The 24,248-nt window shown below is 62.1% G+C and carries 26 protein-coding genes and 1 tRNA gene; 15 read left to right on the forward strand and 12 right to left on the reverse strand.

What is annotated here, in order from left to right; translation table 11 throughout:
* Positions 1-334: 334 nt before the first annotated feature.
* From WH91_RS03560 to WH91_RS03575, 4 genes are all read right to left on the reverse strand, one after another.
* The gene (locus tag WH91_RS03560) at positions 335-1,324 is read right to left on the reverse strand and encodes an esterase-like activity of phytase family protein (protein ID WP_046169648.1); all 990 of its coding nucleotides are present in this window, start codon (positions 1,322-1,324) and stop codon (positions 335-337) included.
* Positions 1,324-3,210, reverse strand: a complete 1,887-nt coding sequence (gene cobT, locus WH91_RS03565; RefSeq protein WP_046169649.1) for a cobaltochelatase subunit CobT — start codon at positions 3,208-3,210, stop codon at positions 1,324-1,326. The genes WH91_RS03560 and cobT overlap by 1 nt, the downstream gene beginning before the upstream one ends.
* Before the next feature lie 166 nt (positions 3,211-3,376).
* On the reverse strand, positions 3,377-4,360 hold the full coding sequence (gene cobS / locus WH91_RS03570) for a cobaltochelatase subunit CobS (RefSeq protein WP_046169650.1): 984 nt from the start codon (positions 4,358-4,360) through the stop codon (positions 3,377-3,379).
* Between the two features lie 97 nt (positions 4,361-4,457).
* The gene (locus WH91_RS03575) at positions 4,458-5,117 is read right to left on the reverse strand and encodes a DnaJ domain-containing protein (RefSeq protein ID WP_158409510.1); all 660 of its coding nucleotides are present in this window, start codon (positions 5,115-5,117) and stop codon (positions 4,458-4,460) included.
* 15 nt (positions 5,118-5,132) lie between these two features.
* Here WH91_RS03575 and WH91_RS24055 point away from each other — a divergent pair, with 15 nt between their 5' ends.
* Entirely contained in the window at positions 5,133-5,423 is a 291-nt protein-coding gene (locus WH91_RS24055) for a BolA family protein (RefSeq protein ID WP_046169652.1), read from the forward strand.
* Here WH91_RS24055 and WH91_RS03585 read toward each other — a convergent pair.
* From WH91_RS03585 to WH91_RS03595, 3 genes are read right to left on the reverse strand one after another with little or no spacing between them, the layout of a single operon-like run.
* Positions 5,420-5,728, reverse strand: a complete 309-nt coding sequence (locus WH91_RS03585) for a hypothetical protein (RefSeq protein WP_046169653.1) — start codon at positions 5,726-5,728, stop codon at positions 5,420-5,422. The genes WH91_RS24055 and WH91_RS03585 overlap by 4 nt on opposite strands.
* A 17-nt stretch (positions 5,729-5,745) precedes the next feature.
* Positions 5,746-6,855: a 3-dehydroquinate synthase gene (aroB, locus tag WH91_RS03590; RefSeq protein WP_046169654.1), complete on the reverse strand. Its 1,110-nt coding sequence runs from the start codon at positions 6,853-6,855 to the stop codon at positions 5,746-5,748.
* Positions 6,848-7,444, reverse strand: coding sequence for a shikimate kinase (locus WH91_RS03595; protein ID WP_046169655.1), 597 nt, complete (start codon positions 7,442-7,444; stop codon positions 6,848-6,850). Before WH91_RS03595 ends, aroB begins: the two co-directional genes overlap by 8 nt.
* Positions 7,445-7,589: 145 nt before the next feature.
* Between WH91_RS03595 and WH91_RS03600 the strand changes: the two genes are divergently transcribed.
* The 5 genes from WH91_RS03600 (at position 7,590) to WH91_RS03620 (ending at position 11,890) form a co-directional block, all read left to right on the forward strand.
* Positions 7,590-7,814: a hypothetical protein gene (locus WH91_RS03600; RefSeq protein WP_074797778.1), complete on the forward strand. Its 225-nt coding sequence runs from the start codon at positions 7,590-7,592 to the stop codon at positions 7,812-7,814.
* On the forward strand, positions 7,811-8,713 hold the full coding sequence (locus WH91_RS03605; RefSeq protein WP_074797776.1) for a site-specific tyrosine recombinase XerD: 903 nt from the start codon (positions 7,811-7,813) through the stop codon (positions 8,711-8,713). The genes WH91_RS03600 and WH91_RS03605 overlap by 4 nt, the downstream gene beginning before the upstream one ends.
* A gap of 145 nt (positions 8,714-8,858) precedes the next feature.
* Positions 8,859-9,812, forward strand: coding sequence for an acetyl-CoA carboxylase carboxyltransferase subunit alpha (locus WH91_RS03610; protein WP_046169656.1), 954 nt, complete (start codon positions 8,859-8,861; stop codon positions 9,810-9,812).
* Positions 9,813-10,140: 328 nt separating this feature from the next.
* On the forward strand, positions 10,141-11,178 hold the full coding sequence (locus WH91_RS24860; RefSeq protein WP_199533491.1) for a L,D-transpeptidase family protein: 1,038 nt from the start codon (positions 10,141-10,143) through the stop codon (positions 11,176-11,178).
* A gap of 82 nt (positions 11,179-11,260) precedes the next feature.
* Positions 11,261-11,890 carry a hypothetical protein gene (locus WH91_RS03620; RefSeq protein ID WP_046169657.1) on the forward strand — a complete coding sequence of 210 codons (630 nt, stop codon included), beginning with the start codon at positions 11,261-11,263 and terminating at the stop codon, positions 11,888-11,890.
* 276 nt (positions 11,891-12,166) lie between these two features.
* Here the strand turns inward: WH91_RS03620 and secA are convergent, their stop codons facing one another.
* Positions 12,167-14,923, reverse strand: coding sequence for a preprotein translocase subunit SecA (secA, locus tag WH91_RS03625; RefSeq protein WP_046169658.1), 2,757 nt, complete (start codon positions 14,921-14,923; stop codon positions 12,167-12,169).
* Between the two features lie 397 nt (positions 14,924-15,320).
* Between secA and WH91_RS03630 the strand changes: the two genes are divergently transcribed.
* From WH91_RS03630 to WH91_RS03640, 3 genes are all read left to right on the forward strand, one after another.
* A complete protein-coding gene (locus tag WH91_RS03630) occupies positions 15,321-16,253 on the forward strand; it encodes a peptidylprolyl isomerase (protein ID WP_046169659.1) in 933 nt (310 codons plus the stop codon).
* 298 nt (positions 16,254-16,551) lie between these two features.
* Entirely contained in the window at positions 16,552-17,388 is an 837-nt protein-coding gene (locus tag WH91_RS03635) for a thermonuclease family protein (RefSeq protein WP_244542455.1), read from the forward strand.
* Positions 17,385-18,863 carry a M48 family metalloprotease gene (locus tag WH91_RS03640; protein ID WP_052952567.1) on the forward strand — a complete coding sequence of 493 codons (1,479 nt, stop codon included), beginning with the start codon at positions 17,385-17,387 and terminating at the stop codon, positions 18,861-18,863. The genes WH91_RS03635 and WH91_RS03640 overlap by 4 nt, the downstream gene beginning before the upstream one ends.
* A gap of 13 nt (positions 18,864-18,876) precedes the next feature.
* Here WH91_RS03640 and WH91_RS03645 read toward each other — a convergent pair whose 3' ends face one another.
* Genes WH91_RS03645 through argJ form a run of 4 tightly spaced genes read right to left on the reverse strand, consistent with a single transcriptional unit; the run spans position 18,877 to position 21,477 of the window.
* Positions 18,877-19,065, reverse strand: coding sequence for a Flp family type IVb pilin (locus tag WH91_RS03645; RefSeq protein WP_143078241.1), 189 nt, complete (start codon positions 19,063-19,065; stop codon positions 18,877-18,879).
* Positions 19,066-19,092: 27 nt separating this feature from the next.
* Positions 19,093-19,500, reverse strand: a complete 408-nt coding sequence (locus WH91_RS03650) for a (deoxy)nucleoside triphosphate pyrophosphohydrolase (protein ID WP_046169660.1) — start codon at positions 19,498-19,500, stop codon at positions 19,093-19,095.
* Positions 19,497-20,243 carry a GNAT family N-acetyltransferase gene (locus tag WH91_RS03655; RefSeq protein ID WP_046169661.1) on the reverse strand — a complete coding sequence of 249 codons (747 nt, stop codon included), beginning with the start codon at positions 20,241-20,243 and terminating at the stop codon, positions 19,497-19,499. The genes WH91_RS03650 and WH91_RS03655 overlap by 4 nt, the downstream gene beginning before the upstream one ends.
* 1 nt (position 20,244) lies before the next feature.
* Positions 20,245-21,477, reverse strand: coding sequence for a bifunctional glutamate N-acetyltransferase/amino-acid acetyltransferase ArgJ (gene argJ / locus WH91_RS03660; protein WP_046169662.1), 1,233 nt, complete (start codon positions 21,475-21,477; stop codon positions 20,245-20,247).
* A 228-nt stretch (positions 21,478-21,705) separates the two neighbouring features.
* Between argJ and WH91_RS03665 the strand changes: the two genes are divergently transcribed.
* From WH91_RS03665 to WH91_RS03685, 6 genes are all read left to right on the forward strand, one after another.
* A tRNA-Arg gene (locus WH91_RS03665) sits at positions 21,706-21,782 on the forward strand.
* A 205-nt stretch (positions 21,783-21,987) separates the two neighbouring features.
* On the forward strand, positions 21,988-22,143 hold the full coding sequence (locus WH91_RS23085) for a type II toxin-antitoxin system HicA family toxin (protein WP_280140252.1): 156 nt from the start codon (positions 21,988-21,990) through the stop codon (positions 22,141-22,143).
* Positions 22,144-22,199: 56 nt separating this feature from the next.
* Positions 22,200-22,613 carry a type II toxin-antitoxin system HicB family antitoxin gene (locus tag WH91_RS03670; RefSeq protein WP_046169663.1) on the forward strand — a complete coding sequence of 138 codons (414 nt, stop codon included), beginning with the start codon at positions 22,200-22,202 and terminating at the stop codon, positions 22,611-22,613.
* Between the two features lie 196 nt (positions 22,614-22,809).
* The gene (locus WH91_RS03675) at positions 22,810-23,307 is read left to right on the forward strand and encodes a CAP domain-containing protein (RefSeq protein WP_046169664.1); all 498 of its coding nucleotides are present in this window, start codon (positions 22,810-22,812) and stop codon (positions 23,305-23,307) included.
* Positions 23,297-23,524, forward strand: a complete 228-nt coding sequence (locus tag WH91_RS03680; protein WP_046169665.1) for a sulfurtransferase TusA family protein — start codon at positions 23,297-23,299, stop codon at positions 23,522-23,524. Before WH91_RS03675 ends, WH91_RS03680 begins: the two co-directional genes overlap by 11 nt.
* A 111-nt stretch (positions 23,525-23,635) precedes the next feature.
* Positions 23,636-24,184 carry an outer membrane protein gene (locus WH91_RS03685; RefSeq protein WP_046169666.1) on the forward strand — a complete coding sequence of 183 codons (549 nt, stop codon included), beginning with the start codon at positions 23,636-23,638 and terminating at the stop codon, positions 24,182-24,184.
* The last annotated feature ends 64 nt before the right edge of the window (positions 24,185-24,248 follow it).

Here is a 24,248-nt window from a genome sequence, read left to right on the forward strand (position 1 = left end):
GCTTTGATTGGCGTCTTTGCTCCGTGATGCCAGGCGCCGAAGCTCTTGCGACGAATAATCCTGCCTGATCCGAACCGAGACTGTCATGGGCGAATTTCCTTCGCCCCATGGAATCAGTAATTCCCTGGAGAAGGAATCCAAAACGAGTCACAAATAATCCCCGTTGGTATTAGGGATACGGCCGGGAGAGTCCATGTTGGGTACCCCCACTTGGCCTCCCCCTGATGAGGGGGAGGAATCCGCCCGGTGATTGTCGCTCAATAGTTCCAAAAACTCGATCTGGCTCCTCCCCCTTGTCAGGGGGAGGTTGGGTGGGGGTACCCCAAAGAAAACCCTACTTCGGCAATGCGAATTCCAGCAGCAGTGATCTTTGCCAGTCGTTGAAATTATTGTCTGACCCGATCAGGATCCGCAGCTCGCCGTCGGGCGCGGTGTGGACTGTCATGGCTTCCATGTTGTCGATCGAGCCGCCGGTGGCAGATAGCAATAATTCGCCGACCATCAGGTTGTCGGGTCGGACTTCGGCGGCGGGGACGCGGCGCAGGTTCATGACGAAATTCAGCATCGAAATGCCGCGTTCCAGCACCAGCAGGTCGCCGTTGGGCAGGAAGGCGCACTCGGTTGGGTTGACCACCGGGCTGGTTTGATAGCTCAGCGGGCCGTGGTCGTCTTGGCCCAACAATTGAGCGCGATGATTGCCCGCTTCATCGAGGACTTCTTCGGTAATCAAAAGCGTCGAGCCGACGACGGCCGAGGCGGGCGGTGCGATGCAGACCGATTCCAACGTCTCGTTGGTGCGGGCGTCGGTAAGCCAGTCGGGGATCGGTATTTCGCGGGCTGGACCGCCGGGGATACCGTTGGTCAACTTGAATTCGGCGACGCGCGTCAGGTGCTCGAAGCTGACCCGCACTGCAACCGGCGCGCCATCGCGATAGACTGTGTCGACGCTTTCGGCGTCCTTGGCATATTGGCGCGGCAGCACGTCGCCCTTTGAATTCCGCATCGGCTCGATGGTGACGCCGATGTAGCCGAAAAGCCTGTTTGCATCGTCATAGATCAGGTGGCCGGTGACGAAATTGCCGCGATCGGTGGCGAACAGGGCCTGGTGGTTTGGCCCGGTTTTGGTGAGACCCGAGAGGCCGCCGAACGTATCGTCGGGGCTGGTCATGGCAATGCCGCCGCGGAAGATCAATTTGTCCACGATCTCGCCGACCGCGGCATTATTGAACTGGGTGACCTGGGTTGCCGTCACCGTCGCTTCGACCGCCATGGCGGGCATCACACCCGCCAGTATTGCCGCAGCGATGGCGGCAGGCCGCCTCATCACCTGCCCCGCCGCCGCGTCTGGCTGGGCATTTCCTCGTCGAACAGGGCAGCCAGCTCATCGGTCAGCGCGCCGGCCAGTTCCTCGGCATCGAGCAGGGTCACCGCGCGCTTGTAATAGCGCGTCACGTCATGGCCGATGCCGACGGCAACCAGCTGTATCGGTGAGCGGGTTTCGATATCTTCGATCACCTGGCGCAGATGGGCTTCGAGATAATTGCCGGCGTTGACGCTCTGGGTCGAGTCATCGACCGGCGCGCCATCGGAAATCACCATCAGGATGCGGCGCGCTTCAGGACGAGCCATCAACCGCTTGCGCGCCCATTCCAGGGCCTCGCCGTCGATGTTTTCCTTGAGCAGGCCTTCGCGCATCATCAGGCCGAGATTGCGCCGGGCATGGCGCCACGGCTCTTCGGCGGCCTTGTAGATGATGTGGCGTACATCGTTGACGCGGCCCGGCGTGGCAGGGCGCCCGGCTTCGAGCCAAGCCTCACGGCTTTTGCCGCCCTTCCAGGCGCGGGTGGTGAAGCCCAAGATCTCGACCTTGACGCCACAACGCTCCAGCGTGCGCGCGAGAATATCGCCGCAGATTGCCGCGATAGTGATCGGGCGACCGCGCATCGAACCGGAATTGTCGATCAGCAGCGTCACCACGGTGTCGCGGAAGTCGGTGTCGTTCTCGACCTTGAAGCTGAGCGCCTGCATCGGATCGGTGACCACGCGGGTAAGGCGCGCCGTGTCGAGCAGGCCTTCTTCGAGGTCGAACTGCCACGAACGGTTCTGCTTGGCCATCAGGCGGCGCTGCAGCTTGTTGGCGAGACGCGCAACGGCGCCTGCCAGGTTTTCCAGCTGCTTGTCGAGCAGCGCGCGGAGCTGATCGAGCTCGTCAGGGGGGCAGAGGTCTGCCGCCTTGACGATCTCGTCGAACTTCTGGGTGAACACCTTGTAGTTGAACTGGTTGGAAAGCTGGGTGCCGCCATCCTTGGCCGGGGGCGGCATCGGCGCGTCTTCGCCGGCTTCGGCGGCCGCATCCTCGTCGCTGTCGGCCATGTCGGATTCGATGCCGTCGACATCGCCGGTTTCTTCCGACTCGCCGGCCTGCTCGTCATCCTGGCTCTGGTCGGCGTCGTTTTCGCCTTCGCCCTGCTCGGGCGACTTGTCGGACGCATCGCCCTGATCGGGCTCTTGGCTATCGTCGCTATCCTCGTCGCTGTCGGAGGGATCTTCCAGCTCGCTTTCGGGCACCAAGTTTAGGTCGCGCAGCAGCACCTTGGCGGCCTTGCTGAACTTGTCCTGATTTTCATACAGCGACAGCAGATCGTCGAGCGACTTGCCGCCCTTGTCCTCGATCTCCTTGCGCCACAGATCGACCAGCGCATGGCCCGAAGGCGGCACCGGCACACCAGCCAGTTTTTCGCGCAGCAGCAGGCCAAGCGCTTCGGCTATGGGCGCATCGCCCCTGTCGCTGACCTCGGCGAAATTGGCGCGGAACAGCCGGTCTTCCAGCATCTCGCCGATATTGCCGACCATGCCGGGCATGCGCACGCAGCCCAGTGCTTCGACGCGGGCCTGCTCCAGCGCATCGAAGGCGGCGCGGGCAATCGGGTCCATCGGAACCCGCTTGCGATGGGTATCGGGATCGTGGCTGGCGAGACGCATCGCCATGGCATCGCCCTGCCCACGGGCAATGGCGATATCGCGGCGGCTCGGCAGGCGGGGCAAATTGGCGAGACGCGCTTTATCGGAGGTCAGCAGCGGCCGATCGGCTGTGAAGGTGACTTCGAGGTCAGCCTTGCCGCCGATGGCGCGCACCGTCGCACCCATGGCGGATTTGAACACCTGGGTCTGGTCGGGCTTATTGGCTTTGCTGCGCGGTGGTTGTGCCATGGTCTACCGGTTCACTGTGTGACCGGGAAGGAAGGCGCCCTCACCCGGCCCTTTGGGCCGACCTCCCCCACAAAGGGAGAGGAAAAGTTGTGGTGCGCTCACTGCCCCTTGCCTCGCCCTTTCGGGGAGAGGTCGCCGCGTAATGGCGGGTAAAGGAGCCTTTGCGTCAGGCCGTTACGGCGAGGTTCGCCGAGCTTTCCGGCAAGTCTTCGCCGAACACGCGCTGGTAGAATTCGGCAACCACGGGGCGCTCGAGTTCGTCGCACTTGTTGAGGAAGGTCAGCCGGAAGGCAAAGCCAATGTCGCCGTCGAAAATCTGGGAGTTTTCGGCCCAGGTGATGACGGTACGCGGGCTCATCACGGTCGACAGGTCGCCATTGATGAAGGCCGAGCGGGTCAGGTCGGCAAGGCGCACCATGTTGGACACCAGCTTCTTGCCCTTGTCGTTCTGGCCGTAGAACTTGTTCTTGGCCAGCACGATGCCGACTTCCTTGTCATGCGGCAGGTAGTTCAGCGTGGTGACGAGGCTCCAGCGATCCATCTGGCCCTGGTTGATCTGCTGGGTGCCATGATAGAGGCCCGACGTATCGCCCAGACCGATGGTATTGGTAGTCGAGAACAACCGAAATGCCGGATGGGGCACGATGACGCGGTTCTGATCGAGCAGGGTCAAGCGACCCGCGACTTCGAGCACGCGCTGGATCACGAACATCACGTCCGGCCGGCCAGCGTCATATTCGTCGAACACTAGTGCGACGTTGTTCTGGACGGCCCATGGCAGGATGCCGTCACGGAACTCGGTGATCTGCTTGCCGTCCTTGAGCACGATCGCGTCCTTGCCGACGAGATCGATACGCGAAACATGGCTATCGAGATTGACGCGGACCAGCGGCCAGTTAAGGCGCGCAGCGACCTGCTCGATATGGGTCGACTTGCCGGTGCCGTGATAGCCCTGCACCATGACGCGGCGGTTGAACTGGAAGCCTGCCAGAATCGCCAGAGTCGTGTTGCGATCGAACAGATAGTCCGGGTCCAGCGGCGGCACGTGCGAATTGGCTTCCTTGTAGCCCATCACCTTCATGTCCGTGTCGATGCCGAACAGCTCCCGTGCTGAATATTCGGTGTCGGGCAGATTGGTGTAGTCAGTCATGGGCTTTGCTCTTGGCGGAATGATCGGGCGGGACGGCGAAAAGTCGGGCGCTCTATAGCAGCAATGTGACGGAGGCGGTAGCCACCCGACCGCATGGCTAGTTCGCGACGAAGCCAACTTTCTTGAGGTGGCTGTAGGCGGAAATGATTGTCCGCAGCCGGTCTTCGGAGGATTTATCGCCGCCATTTGCGTCGGGATGATGGATTTTGACCAGTGTCTTGTAGGCGCGCTTGATATCTTCGGACTTCGGCTGGCCGATGATGCCCAGTGTTTCGAGCGCGCGGCGATCCTGCTCGTGCAGCGGCTTGACCCGCTCGGTGACCGGCTTCTGCGACTGGCGATGGCGGTATTTGGCAAACACGCCAAACGGGTCGCCATATTTGTCGCCTGGGCGCAGGGTTTCGCGCGCCGCGCGGGCGGCCGAAGCATTCATCCCGGGATTTCCGGTGGCAAAGCTGGATCGCGCCTCGGCCTTGGGCGGCGTATGCAGCGCCGCGTCGAGCTGCTCCTTGTCCATGTCGGAAAAGAAGTTGAAGGCCGTGTTGTAGTGGCGGACATGCTCGAGGCAGAAATGATGATACTGCCCTTCGCTGCGGGCGCCCTTGGGCGCACGATACTCACCGGCCAGCTCGCAGCCTTCCCAGTCACACACGTGCTCAATCTGCGCAGCTTTTTCTTCCTTGCGCGGCTTGATGCGAATTGAATCGAAGATCTTGGACGACAGTTTCATTCTCGCATAGTTAAGTGCCAAAGCCATTTGGAGGCCAGCGCCATGAGCGTCACAGACACCATAACAGCCAAGCTCACCGAAAGGTTTGCCCCCGCTTTCCTCGATGTCATCGACGAATCGATGGATCATCACGGTCACGCCGGGTGGCAGGAGGGTGGTGAAACCCATTTTCGTGTCAGAATCGCGACCCGTCATTTTGACGGGATGAGCCGCGTAGCGCAACACCGCGCTGTAATGGAGACGCTTGCGGCCGAGATGGACAATCCCATCCACGCCCTGGCAATCGAAGTCCTGCCCGGTGAAGGGCCGTTTGAACTACCACGCAGCGCCTAGCGAAGTCGCTCTGTATTATTCTCGTGTCGATCACGCTGGCGAAGGCGGTAGTCCAGTCGAAGTGAAAATGCTTTGCCGATCACGGAAAGAATGAAGATCGGCAGCCCTACTACCCCTATGAGCAGCGCCGGCAGAGAAACATACTCATTGATGGAGTTCGGCTTGTGGATGGTGGCAACAGCGAACAGAACGGGGAACATCGTAAAACCGAAAAGCGCGAGGACAATCAGGCTGTTCCGGCTCCACGCAGGCAGGATCATGATCCATGCCAACCCAAAATACATAGCCGCAACGTCCCATGACATGGCTAGCCCAACTCTGCTTAACGCACCTCGTTCAGATACGCTGCCACGGCCGTCCCGTCGACATTCTTTTCGATAAACGCCTGGCCGATACCGCGGGTGAGGATGAAAGTCAGCGCCCCGCGCGAGACTTTCTTGTCCTGCGCGATGGCGGCCATCAGAGTTTCGGTGGAGCCCAGCGTGCCCGGGATGTTACTCAAAGTGGTAGGCAGGCCGGATTTTTGCAAGTGCGCCACGATGCGGCCAGTGTCCTGGCTGGGGGCGAGGCCGAGCCTGGCTGAAAAGCCATGCGCGAGCACCATGCCGATAGCGACGCCCTCGCCATGCAGCAGGCGGTCGGAATAGCCGGTGTCCTTTTCCAGCGCATGGCCGAAGGTGTGGCCGAGATTGAGCAGGGCGCGGACGCCGAGTTCTTTTTCATCCTCGATCACCACGCGCGCCTTGTGGGCGCAACAACGGGCAATCGCCTCGCCGCGGGCCGGCCCGCCGGCAAAGATCTCGGCCTGGTTGGCCTCGAGCCAGAAAAAGAACTCCTCGTCGTCGATCAGGCCATATTTGACCACTTCGGCATAACCCGCGGCGAACTGGCGGGCACTGAGCGTGTCCAGCGTCGACAGGTCGGCCAGCACCAGCCTGGGCTGGTGGAAGGCGCCAATCAGGTTTTTGCCATGCGGCGAATTGATCCCGGTCTTGCCACCGACCGAGCTGTCGACCTGCGCTAGTAGCGAGGTCGGCATCTGGATAAAATCCATGCCACGCCGGGCGATGGACGCGGCAAACCCGGCGAGATCGCCGATAACGCCGCCACCGAGGGCGATGATGAGGTCGCCGCGTTCGAGGCGGGCGGCCAGAATGCCTTCGACGGCCTGGCCGACAAAGGCCCAGGACTTGGTGCTCTCGCCGGCTGGAAGCACAATTTCAGTATGGCTGAGCCCTGCCGCATCGAGCGAAGCGATCAGGCGCGGCAATTGCGCCTGGGCGACGTTGTCGTCGGTGATGATGCCATAGCGCCTGTCGGGGAAACGCTCGGCCAGAATGATGCCGGCATCATCGAGCAGGCTGTCGCCGATCAAAATGTCATAGGCGCGATCGCCAAGGGCGACGTGAACCGTGTGGGCGATATCAGCCATCTGATCGGTCCTGGCGCTTGAGGTAGGAAAGCACGGCCTCGACTACGTCGCCGGCCACGGCATCCTGCGGCACGTCGCGCGAAATCACCGTGACGTCGGCTTCGGCATAGATGGGGTAGCGATCGTCGATCAGCTTCTGCAGGGTAGCGCGGGGGTTGGCCGTTTTGAGCAGTGGGCGATTGGAGCGGCGGGAAACGCGCTCGAACAGGATATCGATCTCGGCCTTGAGCCAGACTGTCACGGCCTCCCCCTTCATCAACGCCCGCGTCTCAAGATTGACGAAGGCACCGCCGCCGGTGGCCAGCACCACGCCATATTCCTTCAGCACGCGGGCAATGACCCGGGTTTCCCCGGCGCGGAACTCGGGCTCGCCGCGCTGCTCGAAGATTTCGGGAATGGTCATCTGCGCCGCCTTCTCGATCTCTTCATCGCTATCGAGAAAATTGCGGTTGAGGCGAGCCGCCAGGCGACGGCCGACCGTAGTCTTGCCTGCGCCCATCATGCCAACCAGCACCAGCGGTCGTCCGCCCAAGCGTTCAACTAGCTGTTCGGCGCGAGCCTGCCGCAATGCCGCGTCCGGTCGGTTCAAAAGGCGCTCCCCTGATGCACCGCTATCAAGCTGGCCAAGCCCCCGCTGTCAAGAACTTGCGCAGCCCCGCGCTAAAAAGCATCATGCCTACGGAAACGAAACCTTTTGTCGTCAAATTATAACCAGTTTTGACCGCCGGACCGCCATGCCAACCTTGATCCGCCTCATCATCAGCCTGCTTTTTCTTGCTGGCCTCGTCTATGCGGGCATGATCGCGCTGGTCAGCTTCGTCGAGCCGACGCCCAAGCAGGTGACCATTCGTATCCCGGCGGCCGAGCTGTTGAATGGTGGACAGCGGGCGCTGCCTGGCACGGAGACTACACCAGACGCAGCACCCGTCGTGCCACCTGTGGAGCCTGCCGCGCCGTGACCAGCCATCTGATCGGGGCTTTTCTTGAAATGATGAGTGCCGAGCGCGGCGCTGCAAAAAACACCATCGATGCTTATCGCCGCGATCTCTCCGACTATGCCGGCTTCGTCGCCGGTCGGCAGATGACGCTGATTACGGTCCAGCGCGAGACCGTCAACGCCTACCTTGACCGCTTGCGGCTCGATGGGCTTTCGGCGTCGTCCGCGGCGCGCCGGCTTTCCGCAATTCGCCAGTTTCATCGTTTCCTTTGTGCGGACGGCATCCGTAGCGATGACCCGACCCGCATCGTTGCCAGCCCGAAAAGCCGGCGTGCGCTGCCCAAGGTGCTCTCGATCGAAGAGGTCGAACGCCTGCTGGTGACGGCGGAAGCCGAGGCCAATGCCGAACCGACCCCGGAAAAGCAGGCCGGTGCCTTGCGGCTCTATGTGCTGCTCGAATTGCTTTATGCCACGGGCCTCCGCGTCAGCGAACTGGTCAGCCTGCGCCGTTCCGCGGTGATGCGCGACACCAGCTACCTGACCGTCAGGGGCAAGGGCAACAAGGAGCGCGTCGTGCCGCTCAACGACCGGGCGCGCGACGCGATCAAGACCTATGTGGCGACAATGGAGCCCGGACCGTTCCTGTTTCCGGCCAGCGGCGCCGAGGGTTATTTGAGCCGCCAGGTGTTTGGCCGCGACCTCAAGCTTTTGGCAGGACGTGCAGGGATCAGTTCGGCACGCGTTGCTCCCCATGTGCTTCGCCACGCCTTTGCCAGCCACCTGCTGGCCGGCGGCGCCGATCTGCGCGTGGTGCAGATGCTGCTCGGACATGCCGATATTTCAACGACCCAGATTTATACGCATGTGCTGGATGAGAAGCTGCGCACGCTGGTGGAGACGCACCACCCGCTGGCAGAGTGAGACTTGCCGCGCGCTTTCCTGTGCCTCAATCCCAGCCAATGCTTGACTCGGCATTGCGCCATCGCCACTTTCCGGCCACTTTAGGGCGCAACAGCAGCGACCCAGAGTACCGGGTCCACGGATAGACCCCCAACGGGCAGGTGGAATGCAGTCCTATCTCGATTTTGAAAAGCCGGTTGCCGATCTCGAAGGCAAGATCGCCGAGCTGAAGGCCCTGGCCGCGACCGACCAGGCCGTCAGCATCGACGAGGAGGTCAACCGGCTGTCGAGCCGCGCCGACGAGGCGCTGGTCGAGATCTACAAGCGCCTGACCCCGTGGCAGAAGACTCAGGTGGCCCGCCACCCGCAACGGCCGCACTTTTCCGACTATATCAGCAAGCTGATAACCGAGTGGACGCCGCTGGCTGGCGACCGCAAGTATCGCGAAGACGCGGCCCTGCAGGCGGGCTTTGGCCGCTTCAACGGCCAGTCGATTGCCGTGCTGGGCCAGGAAAAGGGCAATTCGACCGAGACCCGCCTCAAGCATAATTTCGGCATGGCCAGCCCCGAGGGCTATCGCAAGGCCGTGCGCATCATGGAAATGGCGGATCGCTTCAACATTCCGCTGATTTCCTTTGTCGACACTGCCGGCGCCTATCCCGGCATCGGCGCCGAGGAGCGCGGCCAGGCCGAGGCCATCGCCCGCTCCACCGAGAAATGCCTTGAACTGGGCGTGCCCAATATCGCCATCATCATCGGCGAAGGCGGCTCCGGCGGCGCCATCGCCATCGCTGTGGCCAACCGCGTGCTGATGCTGGAAAATTCGATTTATTCGGTGATCTCGCCCGAAGCCGGCGCCTCGATCCTGTTCCGCGACGCCGCCAAGGCGCAGGACATGGCCACCGCCCAAAAGATCACCGCGCAGGACCTGCTTGGCTTTGGCGTCATCGACTCGATCATTCCAGAACCAGCCGGCGGCGCCCATCGCCACCAGGAAACGGTAATGGCCTCGGCCCGCGACGCCATCTCGACGTTTTTGGCGGATTTCGCTGGCAGGGGCCGGCTGGAAACCCGCGAGCATCGCCGCGAGAAGTTTTTGGCGATCGGGACTACGATTTAAGGGGTCGGCGAAGAAGAGGCTTTGTTGGGGGTACCCCCACCTCGCCTCCCCCTGATGAGGGGGAGAAATTCAATCCAGTTTGAGGCGCTATCGAACCCCATCCACCGGCCAGATTCCTCCCCCTCTTTCAGGGGGAGGCCAGGTGGGGGAATTCTTCCTTCCTCCTCGCGTCCCTCGTACCCCACAAATTCTACACGCTTGCGTGATGACTCCGCTACCGGAGGAAAATGCGGCGTGATAACGCTTCGTTCACCAGCAAAACTCATGCTTGGGTAACCACGATCGAATATGGGTCGGGGCAACATTGTTTCGCACCGGGCCGCCGATCTTGACCGTTACTGTTCTTCGCAAGTTCTCATCGGCGCTGATTTTGCTCTGGGTGGCCTTTGGGCTGGTGGCCTGTGGCGGTTTCCTGCCTAAAAGCAGCGATAGCCGGCACAACCAGCCGTTGCCCAGCGCGGTGCAATCGGCCTTGCGCAGCATGGGTTCTTCGCCCGGCGAGGCCATGGTGGTTCGCATTTTCAAGCAGGAAAAGACGCTCGAAGTCTGGAAAAAGACCAGCGGCGGCTACAAGATGTTCAAGACCTACGAGATCTGCGCCTTTTCGGGCGAGCTCGGTCCCAAGGTCAAGGAAGGCGACCGCCAAAGCCCTGAGGGGTTTTACACCATCACTCCCGGCCTGCTGAACCCGAAGTCCAATTACTACCTGGCCTTCAACACCGGCTTTCCCAACAAGTTCGACCGCGCCCATAACCGCACCGGGTCCGACCTGATGGTGCATGGCGATTGCTCGTCGCGCGGCTGCTACGCCATGACCGATAACGGCATCGCCGAGATCTACGCCCTGGCACGCGAGACCTTCAAGGGTGGCAACAAGAGCTTCCAGCTGCAGATTTTCCCGTTCAAGTTGACCGCCGCCAACCTCGCCAAGCAGGCAGCCAACCAGCATCTGAGCTTCTGGAAGGACATCAAGGAAGGCTACGACCTGTTCGACCTGACCAAGGCGCCGCCGGCATGGGACGTCTGCGAAGGGCAGTATATTTTCAATGCCGCTGGTGGCGGTGCGCTCAACCCGATGGGCCCCTGCCCTGCCGTGGTGCAGGTTGCCGGCATGGCTGAAAAGCTTGCCGCAGAAGACGCCGCCTTTGTCACCGCCGTCGATAGCGAAGCCCAGAAGGCCAGCCGCATTGCCGCCGAGGCCGAGCGGCTGGCTGCATCGGAAGTGGCGGCCAAGGAACGCGGACAGGCCATATCGGGCTTTATCGGAGGGCTGGGCAGTGTGTTTGGCGGCGGCAAGGATGAAGATGTGGTTGCGGTGATGACCGGCAAGCCGTCCCCAACGCCGATGCCACGCCTGCAGCGCTAGAAAACCACGCGGCCGCCACCATATCTGGGCCGCAATCTGCGCGGATGTGATCCCGGTAGCGCCAGCAACGGAGAACATCGCTTTGGAAGAGACAGAACCGGTCGACGTCCAGGGTGAGAAGCGGATCGACTATGTGCGACCAGCGCGCCGCCGCATGCCGCTGTCGAATGTGCTGAGCTTCGTCGTCGGCCTCGTGGGCATTGCCGCGCTCGGCGCCAGTGCCTGGACCTATAGCGAGACGCAGCGCGAGGTGGTGCGCCTTTCGACAGATATCGCGCAGTTGCGCGTCGCGCTCGAGCTTTACGGCCGCCAGCAGGGCACGCCATCGACCACCGACAGTGCAAACCTGACTGACTTGTCCAACCGGCTTTCCATCCTGGAACAAGACTGGCGCAGCGCCCCTGTCCCGACCGCGGCGACCACCACCGCCTTGCCCACCACGACAGCCGCAGCACCGACTGCCATCTCCGGCGATTGCATGCCCACCGGCACGCGCTTCCTGGTCTCCGCCGGCGACCGTTACCCGGTGTGCGGCTTTGACGGCACAGTGGAGATCGGTGGCGTGGACAATGGCTTCATGTCTCTGGCCGACGGCACGGTGATCGCGGCAGGCGGCAATATCCCGCTGCCCAACAGCGCCTGCATGATTGGCGTGGTCTCGGCCGGCCAGGACGGCATGACCGGGTTTGCGGAGATCAGGGTGACCTGCTGAGCTCCGGCCCTCCCCCAAGGGCGGTGTTTACAACGGGCACATTGTGGCTCCCATCACCCCACCCTCAATCCCTCCCCATTCAGGGGAGGGAGGCGCCAGAACACTGATCACGGCTCTTTCTTATCCCTCCCCCTTGTGGGGAGGGTGGCCCCGAAGGCGTCGGGCGGGGTAGGTTTTGCCAACGATGTAAACACTCCCCCAAGGGGAGAGGGGGCAACGGTCCGGTAGACTTGCCTGACAAAAAAAAAGCCCGGATCGCTCCGGGCCGTTTCGCTATCAGAAAGCACCGTGGCAGTGCTTGAACTTCTTGCCGGAGCCGCAGGGGCATGGCGCATTGCGCGAGACGCCTTCGAGCAACTTCGGGTCGATCGGCTTCAGCGACGGATCGCTGCCAACTGCACCGAGCGAGTCGGCGATGGTGTCGCCGCCATCGGCATCGTTCTCGCCGGTCAACGGGTCGATATGGGTTTCGCGCAGGCGGCTGAGATCGGGCACCGGCGGGGTGCTAACGCGCGGCTGCAACTCGATATGGCTGAGTTGCGTGGTCACCAGCTCGCGCAGGTTGGCGAGCAGACCCTGGAACAGCTCATAGGCCTCCTGCTTGTATTCGGTCAGCGGATCCCGCTGGGCGATACCGCGCCAACCCACGACCTTAGAGAGATGATCGAGCGTCACCAGATGCTCGCGCCACAGACCATCGATCGATTGCAGCAGGATCGACTTTTCCACCTGGCGCATCACGGTCGGGTTGGACTGGCCGGCCGCCGCCATATTGGTAATGGTGCGCTCTTCCTTGGCAGCCGCCGCGGCGTCGACGGCAGCGATCAACCGCTCGGTCACGACCTCGGGGTCGATGCCTTCTTCGGCCGCCCAATCCTTCACCGGAACGTCGATGTTGAGATAGGTCTTGGCCGCAGCTTCGAGCTGTTCGACATTCCACTGCTCGGGATAGGAGCGCGGTGGAATGGCCTTGGAAATGATGTTGTCCACCACGTCGTGGCGCATCTCGATGACGGTCTCGCTGATATCCTCGGCATCCATCATTTCGATGCGCTGCTCGAAGATCACCTTGCGCTGATCGTTCATCACGTCGTCGTACTTGAGGATGTTCTTGCGGATATCGAAGTTGCGCGACTCGACCTTGCCCTGGGCGCGTTCGATTGCCTTGGTGACCCACGGATGGGTGATCGACTCGCCCTGCTCGAGCCCAAGCTTTCCGAGCATGGAATCCATGCTGTCGACCGGGAAGATGCGCATCAGGTCATCCTGAAGGCTCAGGAAGAAGGCCGAATGGCCCGGGTCGCCCTGGCGGCCAGAACGACCACGAAGCTGGTTATCGATGCGACGGCTTTCGTGGCGCTCGGTGCCGATAACCATCAGGCCACCTGCGACGAGGGCCTTGGCCTTGTCCGATGCGATGGTCTTCTTGATGTCGGCGATCTTGGCCTCGCGGGCCTCGCCTTCAAGTTCGACCGTCTCCCGTTCGATGCGCATTTCGAGATTGCCGCCGAGCTGGATATCGGTACCGCGGCCAGCCATGTTGGTGGCGATGGTGATGGCGCCCGGCAGGCCGGCGTCGGCGACGATGAAGGCTTCCTGCTCGTGGTGGCGGGCATTGAGCACGTTCATGCTGCCCACATTCTTGGCGCGCAGCAGTTCGGCCAGCATTTCCGACTTCTCGATCGAAGTCGTGCCGACGAGGACAGGCTGGCCACGGCCGTGGCATTCCTTGATCAGCTCGGCGATGGCGTCGAACTTCTCGGCCGCGGTGCGGAAAATGGCGTCCTCGTCATCCTTGCGCAGCACCGCTACGTTGGTCGGCACGGTGACCACGTCGAGCTTGTAGATATCGGCAAATTCTTCGGCCTCGGTGGCCGCCGTACCGGTCATGCCGGACAGCTTCTTGTAGAGGCGGAAATAGTTCTGGAAGGTAATCGAAGCCAGGGTCTGGTTTTCCGGCTGGATTTTGGCGCCTTCCTTGGCTTCCAGCGCCTGATGCAGGCCTTCCGAATAACGGCGGCCCGGCATCATGCGGCCCGAGAACTCGTCGATGATGACGACTTCGCCACCTTCTGGGGTCTGGCGGACGATATAGTCCTTGTCCTTGCGGAACAGCTTGTGGGCACGCAGCGCCGAATTGGCGTGATGCACCAGCGCAACGTTTTCGACGTCATACAGCGAGCCGGACTTCAGCAGGCCCTCTTCGGTCAGCCGGGCTTCGAGCTTTTCGATGCCCTGATCAGTGAAGGTTACCGAGCGCTGCTTCTCGTCGAGTTCGAAATCGTCCTCGCCGATGATCGGGATGATGGCGTCAAGCTTGAGATAGAGGTCGCTGCGATCATCGGACGGACCTGAGATGATCAGCGGGGTGCGGGCCTCGTCGATCAGGATCGAATCGACTTCATCGACGATGGCGAAGGCATGGCCGCGCTGCACCATCTGGGCGCGCGTATATTTCATGTTGTCGCGCAGGTAATCGAAGCCGAGTTCGTTGTTGGTGCCATAGGTAATGTCGGCGCCATAGGCTTCCTTGCGCTCCACATCGGTCATGCCGTGGACGATGACGCCCCAGCTCAGCCCGAGGAAGTTGTAGATCTGGCCCATCCAGGCCGCATCGCGCTTGACGAGGTAGTCGTTGACGGTAACGAGATGGGCGCCCTTGCCGGTGAGTGCATTGAGATACATCGGCAGCGTGGCCACCAGCGTCTTGCCTTCGCCCGTGCGCATCTCGGCGATGCCGCTCTCGTTCATCACCATGCCGCCGATCAGCTGCACGTCGAAATGGCGCATGCCCAGGACGCGCTTTGACGCCTCGCGTACGGTCGCAAAAGCGGGCACGATCAAATCATCGAGACTGCCGCCGTTTTCGAGACTGGCCCTGAACTCGGCAGTGCGGGCGCGCAGCGCTTCATCGCCGAGCTTTTCGAGTTCGGGCTCAAGCGCGTTGATCGCCGCCACATTGCTCTGGAAGCGCTTTACGGACCGGTCTGACGGAGAACCGAATATCCGCCGGGCAAGCGAGCCAAATGCCATAGGTCAGGTCCTTAAATAGCTCATCGGGGTGCGACGGGGGAGGTGCGAAATGGGCCCGTTCGGCCGCGTCGACGCGATGAGAAAGCCTTTCGGGCTTAGAATTTCTGATGTCCCGCCAAGCGGCGGAAAAAGCGGCTGAGATGTAAGAGCGGGGCCTTGTCTTGTCAACGTCGCCGAAATGGGCGACACCTCGTCTCGCCCAGCCGGAGAGCCAGGCAAGAACGGGTTTTTCGACCATTGGTTGCTCAACGGCGCCATGGGGCACATTTTGGCCCCGTTGCTATGTGAGGCAGGCCGGGAAACCATCACGATCCCGCGCCAGCCCATCAGGGCGCGCTTTGCCGATTATCAACGAGCCAGGGCGCAGCACAAGCGCCGGCCCAGGAGACTGAACCTCATGATTTCTTCCTCGTTGCGCCTTGCCCGGACCAGCATGCTTGCGCTGTTTCTTGCCGCCGGTGCGCTGGCTGCTCCGGTAATGGCCCAGGATGCTGTGCCGGCTGCCGAGGCGCCGGCTGCAGAAGCTGCTCCCGTAGCGCCCGAAACCGTGGTGGCGACCGTGGGCGGCGCGCCGATCACCGAGGCCGACCTGAGCTTTGCCGCCGAGGACCTGACCCAGGAACTCAGCCAGATGCCCGAAGAACAGCGCAAGCCGTTCCTGCTGCGCGTGCTGATCGACATGAAGGTGATGGCCAAGGCTGGCCAGGATGAAGGCATGGCGGAAACTCCGCTGTTCCAGCAGCGCCTGGCCTATCTCAAGGACCGCGCCCTGCGCCGCGCCTATTTTGCCGACACCATCGCCAATTCGGTGACTGAAGAAGCCGTGCGCGCCGAATATGATAAATTCGTCGCCGATTTCGTGCCTGCCGACGAAATCCGCGCCAGCCACATCCTGGTCCCAACCGAAGAAGAGGCCAATGCGGTCAAGACCGCACTCGATGGCGGCGCCGATTTCGCCACGCTCGCCAAGGAAAAATCGATCGACCCAGGCGCTGCCAATGGCGGCGACCTCGGCTTTTTTGGCCCCGGCATGATGGTTGCGCCCTTTGAGGCTGCCGCTTTTGCCCTGACCGACGTTGGCCAGGTCTCGGCCCCGGTGCAGTCGCAGTTCGGCTGGCACGTCATCAAGCTTGAAGAAAAGCGCCAATCCAGCGCACCGGCCTTCGAACAGGTCGCCAGCCAGTTGCAGCAGCAATTGCTGATGGCGACGTTCGATAAGACCGTGGCCCGCCTGATGGATGGCGTGGCGATCGATATCCCCGACGCCGCGCTGAAGGCCGCCGTGGATTCGCAGACCGAGACGGATGCTGCTGGCGCAACTGCGCAGTAAAGCACTTTATGCGGAAGCTTTGGTTGGTCGGGCGCTGCCGCCCCCATCCATCGCGTCGCCCCCCCCCCGAGGGGGAGGTGGGGTGGAGGTGCGAGAGCCCCGATATCCGAGCCAAACTTCTCCATGCCTTGATCCCTCCCCGCACGGGGGAGGTATCGGCTGTCGCCCAGCGTTTCGGCGCTTTCATCGCCGGCAAAAAGCCTGCCGTCGCCCGACCAAGTCCGTACCCCACATATTTCGCTCGCCATCGCATCCAACCTGCGGCTGTTCACGATTTTTTGCCGTATTTGGGTGCATGGTGAACGAAATCTTTCCGGGGCCCGATTTGCTCAACGCCAGTTTCGTTCGTCTTGCTACTCTCGCAGCCCTCAGCGCAGTCTCGGTGGCGGCACTCGCCTGCGAGAGCCTGCGCATGGAGCCCGGCGGCATCATCACGACGGTGACCGATGGCGATACGGTGGTGCTGGACGATGGCCGCATCATCCGCATGATCGGTACTCAAGCTCCCAAATTGCCGCTCGGCCGCGAGGGCTATCCGACCTGGCCACTGGCACGCGAAGCCAAGGTAGCGCTTGAGGCCGTGGCGCTCAACAAGCCGGTGCAACTGGGCTTTGGCGGCGAGAAAATCGACCGCTATGGCCGCATCCTCGCCCATGTCTTCGTGACCACGCCCGAAGGCGAAATCTGGGCGCAGCAGGCCATGGTCGCCAAGGGCCTGGCGCGGGTTTATTCGTTTCCCGACAATCGGGCCTGTCTCGATCTATTGTTCGCGGGCGAGGGTCGTGCGCGGCTTGGCGGGCTTGGCATCTGGGCCGATCCCTATTACAGCATCCGTGCGGCGGACGCGCCAGGCGACCTCCTCGCTCGGGCCGGCCACTATGAACTTGTCGAAGGCCGGGTCCTTCTCGCCGAACAACGCGGCGGGCGGGTCTACCTCAATTTCGGCCGGTTCTATAAAGAAGACTTCACCGCCGTGATCGAAGCGCCTGCCCTACGGCTGTTTGCCGAGGCTGGTGTTGACCCGCTGTCGCTGGACAACGCGTTCCTGCGCATACGCGGATGGGTGGACGACCGGGATGGTCCGCGCATCGAAGTGACCCATCCCGAGCAGATTGAGGTTCTGGCACTGCAATGACGGGTTTGGGGCATATCGGCAAAGGTTTGCGCAATGGCATTCTGGCAGTTTCCCTGCTGGCGCTGAGCGCCTGCAGCAGCCTGACGGGCTCCAATATCGCCGTCAGCCAGACCGGCGACATCCGCGCACCCACAGTAGTGCCCGAAGGAACCGACCCCGACGACGTGGTGATCGGCCGCCGCGAGCATCCGCGCATCATTGCCGCCTATGGTGGCGTCTATTCCGACCGCCCGGCCGAAATCATGGTGGCCCGCATCGTCGGTCGCCTGCTTGCCTCGGCCAGCCAGCCCAATGCCCAGTACCAGGTCACCATCCTAGACAGCTCCGAGGTCAATGCCTTCGCGCTGCCGGGTGGCTATATCTATGTGACGCGCGGCATCCTGGCACTCGCCTCCGACACCAGTGAACTGGCGGCCGTGCTGGCCCACGAAATCGCCCACGTGACGCTGCGCCACGCCCGCGCCCGCACCGACCGCACCCGCACCACCCAAATCGTCGACCGCGTCATCACCGGCGTGTTCGGGGGCGATACCTCAACCGACGCCACCGCCAACCGCACCCGCGAAAGCATGGCGGCCTTCAGCCAGAACCAGGAACTGGAAGCGGACCGCGAAGGCATCAAGTTTTCCGGCAAGGCGGGCTATGATAGCCAGGCCGCCGCGCGCTTCCTCGGCGTGATGAGCCGCTTTGCCAGCTTCTCGGCTGGCGAAAACGGCGGCGAGGGCTTCCTGTCGTCGCATCCCTCGACGCCCGCGCGCATCCAGAAGGCGCTCGACACCTCCAAGACCATGTTCGGCCAGACCGAAAGCGGCGAAATCGACCGCGATGGCTACCTTGCCTCGATCGCCGGCCTGACCTTTGGCGATAGCCCGGCGCAGGGCTCCATCGTCGGCCGCCGCTTCATCCATACCGCGTCCAAATTCACGTTCATCGTGCCCGAAGGCTATACCCTGCAAAATTCGCAGAGTGCCGTCGTTGGCGTGGCCGGCGATGGCGAGGCCGTGCGCTTTGACAGCGCCGACGTGCAGGCCAATGTGCCGCTGGCCGATTATCTCAAGTCGGGCTGGATCGCCGGGCTCAAGGCCAACAGCGTCACCACGCAAAGCTATAACGGCATCGAAATGGCTTCCGGGCTGGCCCAGACCGACCAGTGGTTCTTCCGCGTTTCGGTGATGCGCCTCGATGGCCAGGTGTATCGCTTTATCTTTGCCGCCAAGAGCGATAGCAACCGCTTCGCCCAAGGCGCCGATACGACGCTCAAGAGCTTCCGCCGCTCCGACGCCAGCGATCTGAACCAGGTTCGCAAGGTCGCCGTGCGCGTGGTCATTGCCAAGGCGGGCGACAGCGCCGATTCGCTGGCAAAGCAGATGGCCGGACTGAACCGTGGCATCGAGCTGTTTTACATTATCAACGACCTCTATCCCGGAGATGCGATCGTCGCCGGGCAGAAATACAAGGTTGTAGCGCTGCAATAGTGCCGCTTACGCGTTAGATCTTGCCGGTCTGGGTGGTCAGCACCTCTGTCGTGCCATTGTTAAACAGGCCTCTGATACCATCGCCGAGAACTATGGCACTGGCGATGATGGCCATGGCAATCAGCGTGGCGATCAGGGCATATTCGATGGCGGTAGCGCCACCCTCATCGCCGAGGAATGTCTTGATCTTGGCAACCAGCATACGCGCCCCCCGGCGATAGAAACTGGACTACAGCAGATCGCACAAGGCGGCGATCAGCGGCTCGTCCGCCGGTGGCATGGGGTAGTCGCGCAGGTTTTGCGGCCGGACCCACTTGAGCGCAATATGCTCGCGCGGCTCCGGCGTACCCTGCCATTTCCGGCAGGCGTAAAGTGGCATCAACAGGTGAAAATTCTCGTAAGAGTGGCTGGCGAAGGACACTGGCGCAAGGCACGCCGTTTGCGTCGAAATGCCGAGTTCTTCCTCCAGTTCACGGATCAGCGCCGCCTCCGGCGTTTCGCCCGCCTCGACCTTGCCGCCGGGAAACTCCCATAGCCCGGCCATCGACTTGCCCTCGGGGCGCTGGGCAATCAGCACGCGGCGGTCGGCGTCGACCAGGGCAACCGCCACGACCAGCAGCAGTGCTTGCCCGCTCATACCTGCCTCGGAATGCGATAGGCGTAGTCGTATTGGTGGGTGTAGCCGAGCCCGGCATAAAGCGCTTGGGCGCCGGCATTGTCGGCGCCGACAGAAAGCGCAGCAACCGTGGCGCCTTCGCGCCGCGCCCAGTCCAGCCCGCTGCGCATCATGGCCCCAGCCAATCCCTGCCGAAGCCTCGTCTTGTCGGTAATCACATTGCCGGTGACGACAATGCCGTTGGAAATGGCCATCAGAGCCGAAGCGACCGGTTGCCCGTCGCTATAGAGGACAACGCCAGTGGCAGGCACCGCCAGCGTCGCCAGCAGGTTGCGCATCGCCAGGACGGTCGCGTCGCTATAGCCCTGCAGGTGTTTCTGGGCCGAAAGAAACACCGGATCCAGCGCCGGCAGAAGCTTGGCCTCGGCATCAGGCTCATGGCTGCCCAGTTCCATAGCGAACAGATGGCTGTCGCCGATGGTTTGCCAGCCGCCCTCGTCGAGCGCTTCGTTGAGGTCGGGGCTGGACAGCGGCGTGATGCGGAATACCGGCTTGATGCGCCGGATCACCATCCATGAACTAGCCGAGATCAGCCGCAGGTCGGCATCTTCGCCATCCTCGGGGTCAAGGCACTGCGTGGAGTTGGCGCGCTTGGTGTAACCACCCGCGGCACGGCGCACCCAGCTGCCATCCCATTTTACTTCGATGCCCGGCCAGGCTTCGAGGCCTGCCCGTTCAAAGGCTTCGACATCGGGCAGCGTCATTTCAGCTCCGATAATCGCCATTGATGGTGATGTAGCCATGCGTCAGGTCGCAGGTATAGACCGTGGCACGACCGTCGCCCAGCCCGAGGCTGACTGTCAGTTCCAGGTCTTCGCCCTTCATATAGGCGCTGGTAGCGGCCTCGTCGTAGACCACGGCGCGCTCGCCATCCTTGGCAACCAGCAGGTCGCCGAAGCGGATCGCCAGCTTGTCGCGGTCGGCCGGCTCGCCCGCCTTGCCCACCGCCATCACCACGCGACCCCAATTGGCGTCCTCGCCGGCAATCGCGGTCTTGACCAGCGGCGAGTCGGCAATCGACTTGGCAATGCGGAACGCCGAGGCGTCGGAAACCGCGCCCTCGACATGGATCGACACTTGCTTGGTGGCGCCTTCGCCATCGCGCACCACCTGGATGGCGAGATCGAACAGCACATCGCGCAGCGCTAAGCCGAAAATCTCGGCGCGCGGATCGTCCAAGCTGGTGATCGGCTCAACCGCAGCCTTGCCAGTGGCAAACGCCAGCAGCGTATCGGAGGTGGAGGTGTCGCTATCGACAGTGATGGCGTTGAAGCTGGTCTGCACATGCTGGCTCAGCAGCGCCTGCAGCACCGGCGCGGCGATCGGCATGTCGGTGACCACGAAGCTCAGCATGGTGGCCATATCGGGCGCGATCATGCCGCTGCCCTTGGCGATGCCGTTGATCTTCACCTCGACGCCGTCCAGTTCGACAATGGCGCCATTGAGCTTGGGAAACGTGTCGGTGGTCATGATCGCCTTGGCCGGATCGATCCACGGCGTATCGCCTAGTCGCGTCGCCGCCTCGTCCAGCACGCCGGCAAACTTTTCAGCCGCCAGCGGCTCGCCGATCACGCCGGTCGATGCGAGAAAAATCTCATGTGTCTGGCAGCCCAGCGCCTTGGCCGCATAATCCGCCGTCTGCTCGACGCTCTGCTGGCCCCTGGCGCCGGTAAAGGCATTGGCATTGCCCGAATTGACCACCAGCCCGCGCGCAATTCCGCCCGGCAGGTTGGCCTTGCACCAATCGACCGCCGCCGACGAACACTTCGACTTGGTAACGACGCCCGCGACCGTAGTGCCCTCGTCGAACGCCATCAGCAGCACGTCGGTGCGGTTTTTATACTTGATCCCCGCCTCGGCCGTGGCAAAGCGCATGCCGGCAATAACCGGCAGTTCCGGATAGGATTTTGGCGCGAGAGGAGAAACCGGATGGGCCATCTGCGTGAACCTTCATGAGCGATGCGTTGCCATCCGGTTTGCCTCAAACATATGGCGACCGCAAGACTTCGAGCCGTCCCGCAGGGCATATCGCTCCGCTGGAGCGGTTTGAGGCAAGAAGGCCATGAGAGCTGCGCTCGAATGGCGGGCACAAATGCCGTCACGCCCTCAACTCAGCCGCGTCCCAACCTTGTAACCACCCGCCCTAACTGGTATTTGCCAACCCGTGGTCCCGTAGCTCAGCTGGATAGAGCACCGGATTCCTAATCCGGGGGTCGTGGGTTCGAATCCCGCCGGGGTCACCACGCATTCAAAAACCACGGCTTGGGCATTAGATGACGCCCGTAAGCCTTATGTCTTCTCGGGCCTGATGCCCGCCAGCTCTACCTTTTGCAGTCCAACCGGCCAACAGCGCGCAAGCCTTCTTGATGTTTGTTTTATTGTGCGCATATATATGCGCACTGCTGATAGCAGGAGATAAAATCGCAACACGAGAACAACACCAAAAAGATCAAGGCGCGTTTGGATCGCGACGGGTGGACCAATGTTGGCGGTGGCAACCACGACAAGTTCACGAAAGTGGGTTGCATGCCGATCATAGTTCCCAGGCATCCCACCGTTTCACCCGGTGTGGCGAGGTCGATTGCAAAGGCGGCGGGTTGGTAAATTGCCCCCGTGATGCGCGAACCATTACGGCCGGCGATCGCCGGCAAGGAAAGAAAATGTCTAGATATGTAGCGATTGTAGACGGTACGCCGGGTGCCTACGGGGTGAGTTTTCCCGATACTCCGGGATGTGTCGCAATGGGCCATACAGTGGATGAGGCGATCAAGAACGCTGGGGCCGCGCTTGCTGAATGGAGCGCTGACGTTGTGGCAGACGGCGGTCGTTTGCGGCCCCCCCGCGGGATCGAAGAGCTTCGACATGACGATGATGTCGTTGCGACCTTTGCCGAAGGACCGGCGATGTTCGCGGTCATCCCCCTGGTCCTCAACTCTGGCAAGCCCGCACGCGCCAATATATCCCTCGATACCGGACTGCTACAGGCCATCGATGACGCAGCCAGTCGATTGGGACTGACCCGATCCGCATTTTTGGCGACCGCCGCCAGAGAAAAGATCGAGGCGACTTACTAACGGTCAGCATTGGCCGGCGCAGCCGAGCCCCAGCAGACAGCATTGCTTGCGGAGCCAATACGCCAGAGCAACGAATTCACCCCCCGTTAAGCTAATGTCAGCCTCATTGCCCTATAACCCCCGCACCATCTTTTAGCCTTGCTGGCCGCTTAATCGGCCCAGCACAGTTTTCTCGAGTTTGACGTAAGGATTGACCATGACCGTTTTGCGCCACTTCAAGCCGGCCATTTTGCCCCTCGCCGCCCTTCTGGCAGCGATAACGATCGCCGGCTGCAGCATGGGCGGCATGGCGGGCGGCGGCAGCAGTTCCGCTGCCGCGCTTTCGCAGGGCCTGTCGGCCCGCATGGACCAGCCCGGCGCTACGCTCAATCGCGCCGAAGCCATCGGCCTGATCAATGCCTATCGCGCCACCACGGGCCAGCCGGCCTTGATCTCGGACGCAGCGCTTGACGGGACGGCCCAGGCCCTGGCCAATCAATATGCGCAGACCGGCACCCCGCCACAGTCACCGCAAAGCCTGACCATGAAGCTCAGCGCCGGTTATGCGACGTTTGGCGAGACCTTCTCGGGCTGGCGCAACAGCGCAGCCGATGCGACGGGCCTGCGCTCCAATGCAACGAAGGCCGGCGTGGCCGTAGCGTTTAACGGGAGCTCAAGCTACGGCGTGCACTGGGTTCTGGTTCTTGGCAACTGAGCCTGAAACGATCGACGCACGCGGGCTGAAATGTCCGCTGCCGGTGTTGAAAATGGAAAAGCGCCTGGGTGCCCTGCCGCCGGGCGCTGTTCTTGTCGTGCTGGCGACGGACCCAATGGCCAAGATAGATATTCCGCTCCATTGCAGGCAGCAGGGCCATGACTGCATCGTACACAGCGCGGCCGATGGATTGCGTTTCGAGATAACTCGCCGCTGATAGCGATCGGCAGGTGATGATTTTTCATCACAGGTGGTTTTGTCCCGTCAGCCATTGCCATGTGCAACCTCGAACGGCAGGTTGTTCCCAACTTTAGTCATGGGGCCTCAGATGCTCATTCGTTCCCTGGCTCGCGGCGTCGCCGCCGCTGCGCTTCTCTCTTCGGCGGCCCTTGCGGCTGACCTCATCATCCCGACCACCCCTGCCCCAATCATGGAGTCGGCTGGTTTCTTATGGGATGGCCTCTATGCCGGCGTGCAGTTCGGGGGCCTGTTTTACCCGACCACAACCTACGGCAGCGTTGGCCTCCATGCCGGTGTGAACGTCGTCGTTGCCGACCCGATCCTGCTCGGGCTCGAAGCCACCGCGGACTATCTCAACAATGGCGGCACCGGCGTCGGCCAGTATTTCGCCAATGCGCGCGTCGGGGCCGTGATTACCGATCAAGTCCTGGTTTACGCCATCGGCGGTCTCGGGCTCGAAACCATCGGCGGGTTCACCAATGGTATCTACCAGTTGGGCGCTGGCGTCGAATTCGCCGTGACCGAAGCCATTTCAGTGCGCGGCCAACTCACCGGCCTCGGCTTCTTTGACCCCGCCATCCGCGTCAGTGCTTTCGACGGCGCCCGCGCGACCGTTGGCATCGGCTACCACTTCTAGTTTGGTCAGCCCTGAGCGATGCCTTCTCCGCCGGTTGCGCCGCCAGTATCCGAGATAGGATAGG

Source organism: Devosia psychrophila (assembly GCF_000971275.1).
GTDB lineage: Bacteria > Pseudomonadota > Alphaproteobacteria > Rhizobiales > Devosiaceae > Devosia > Devosia psychrophila.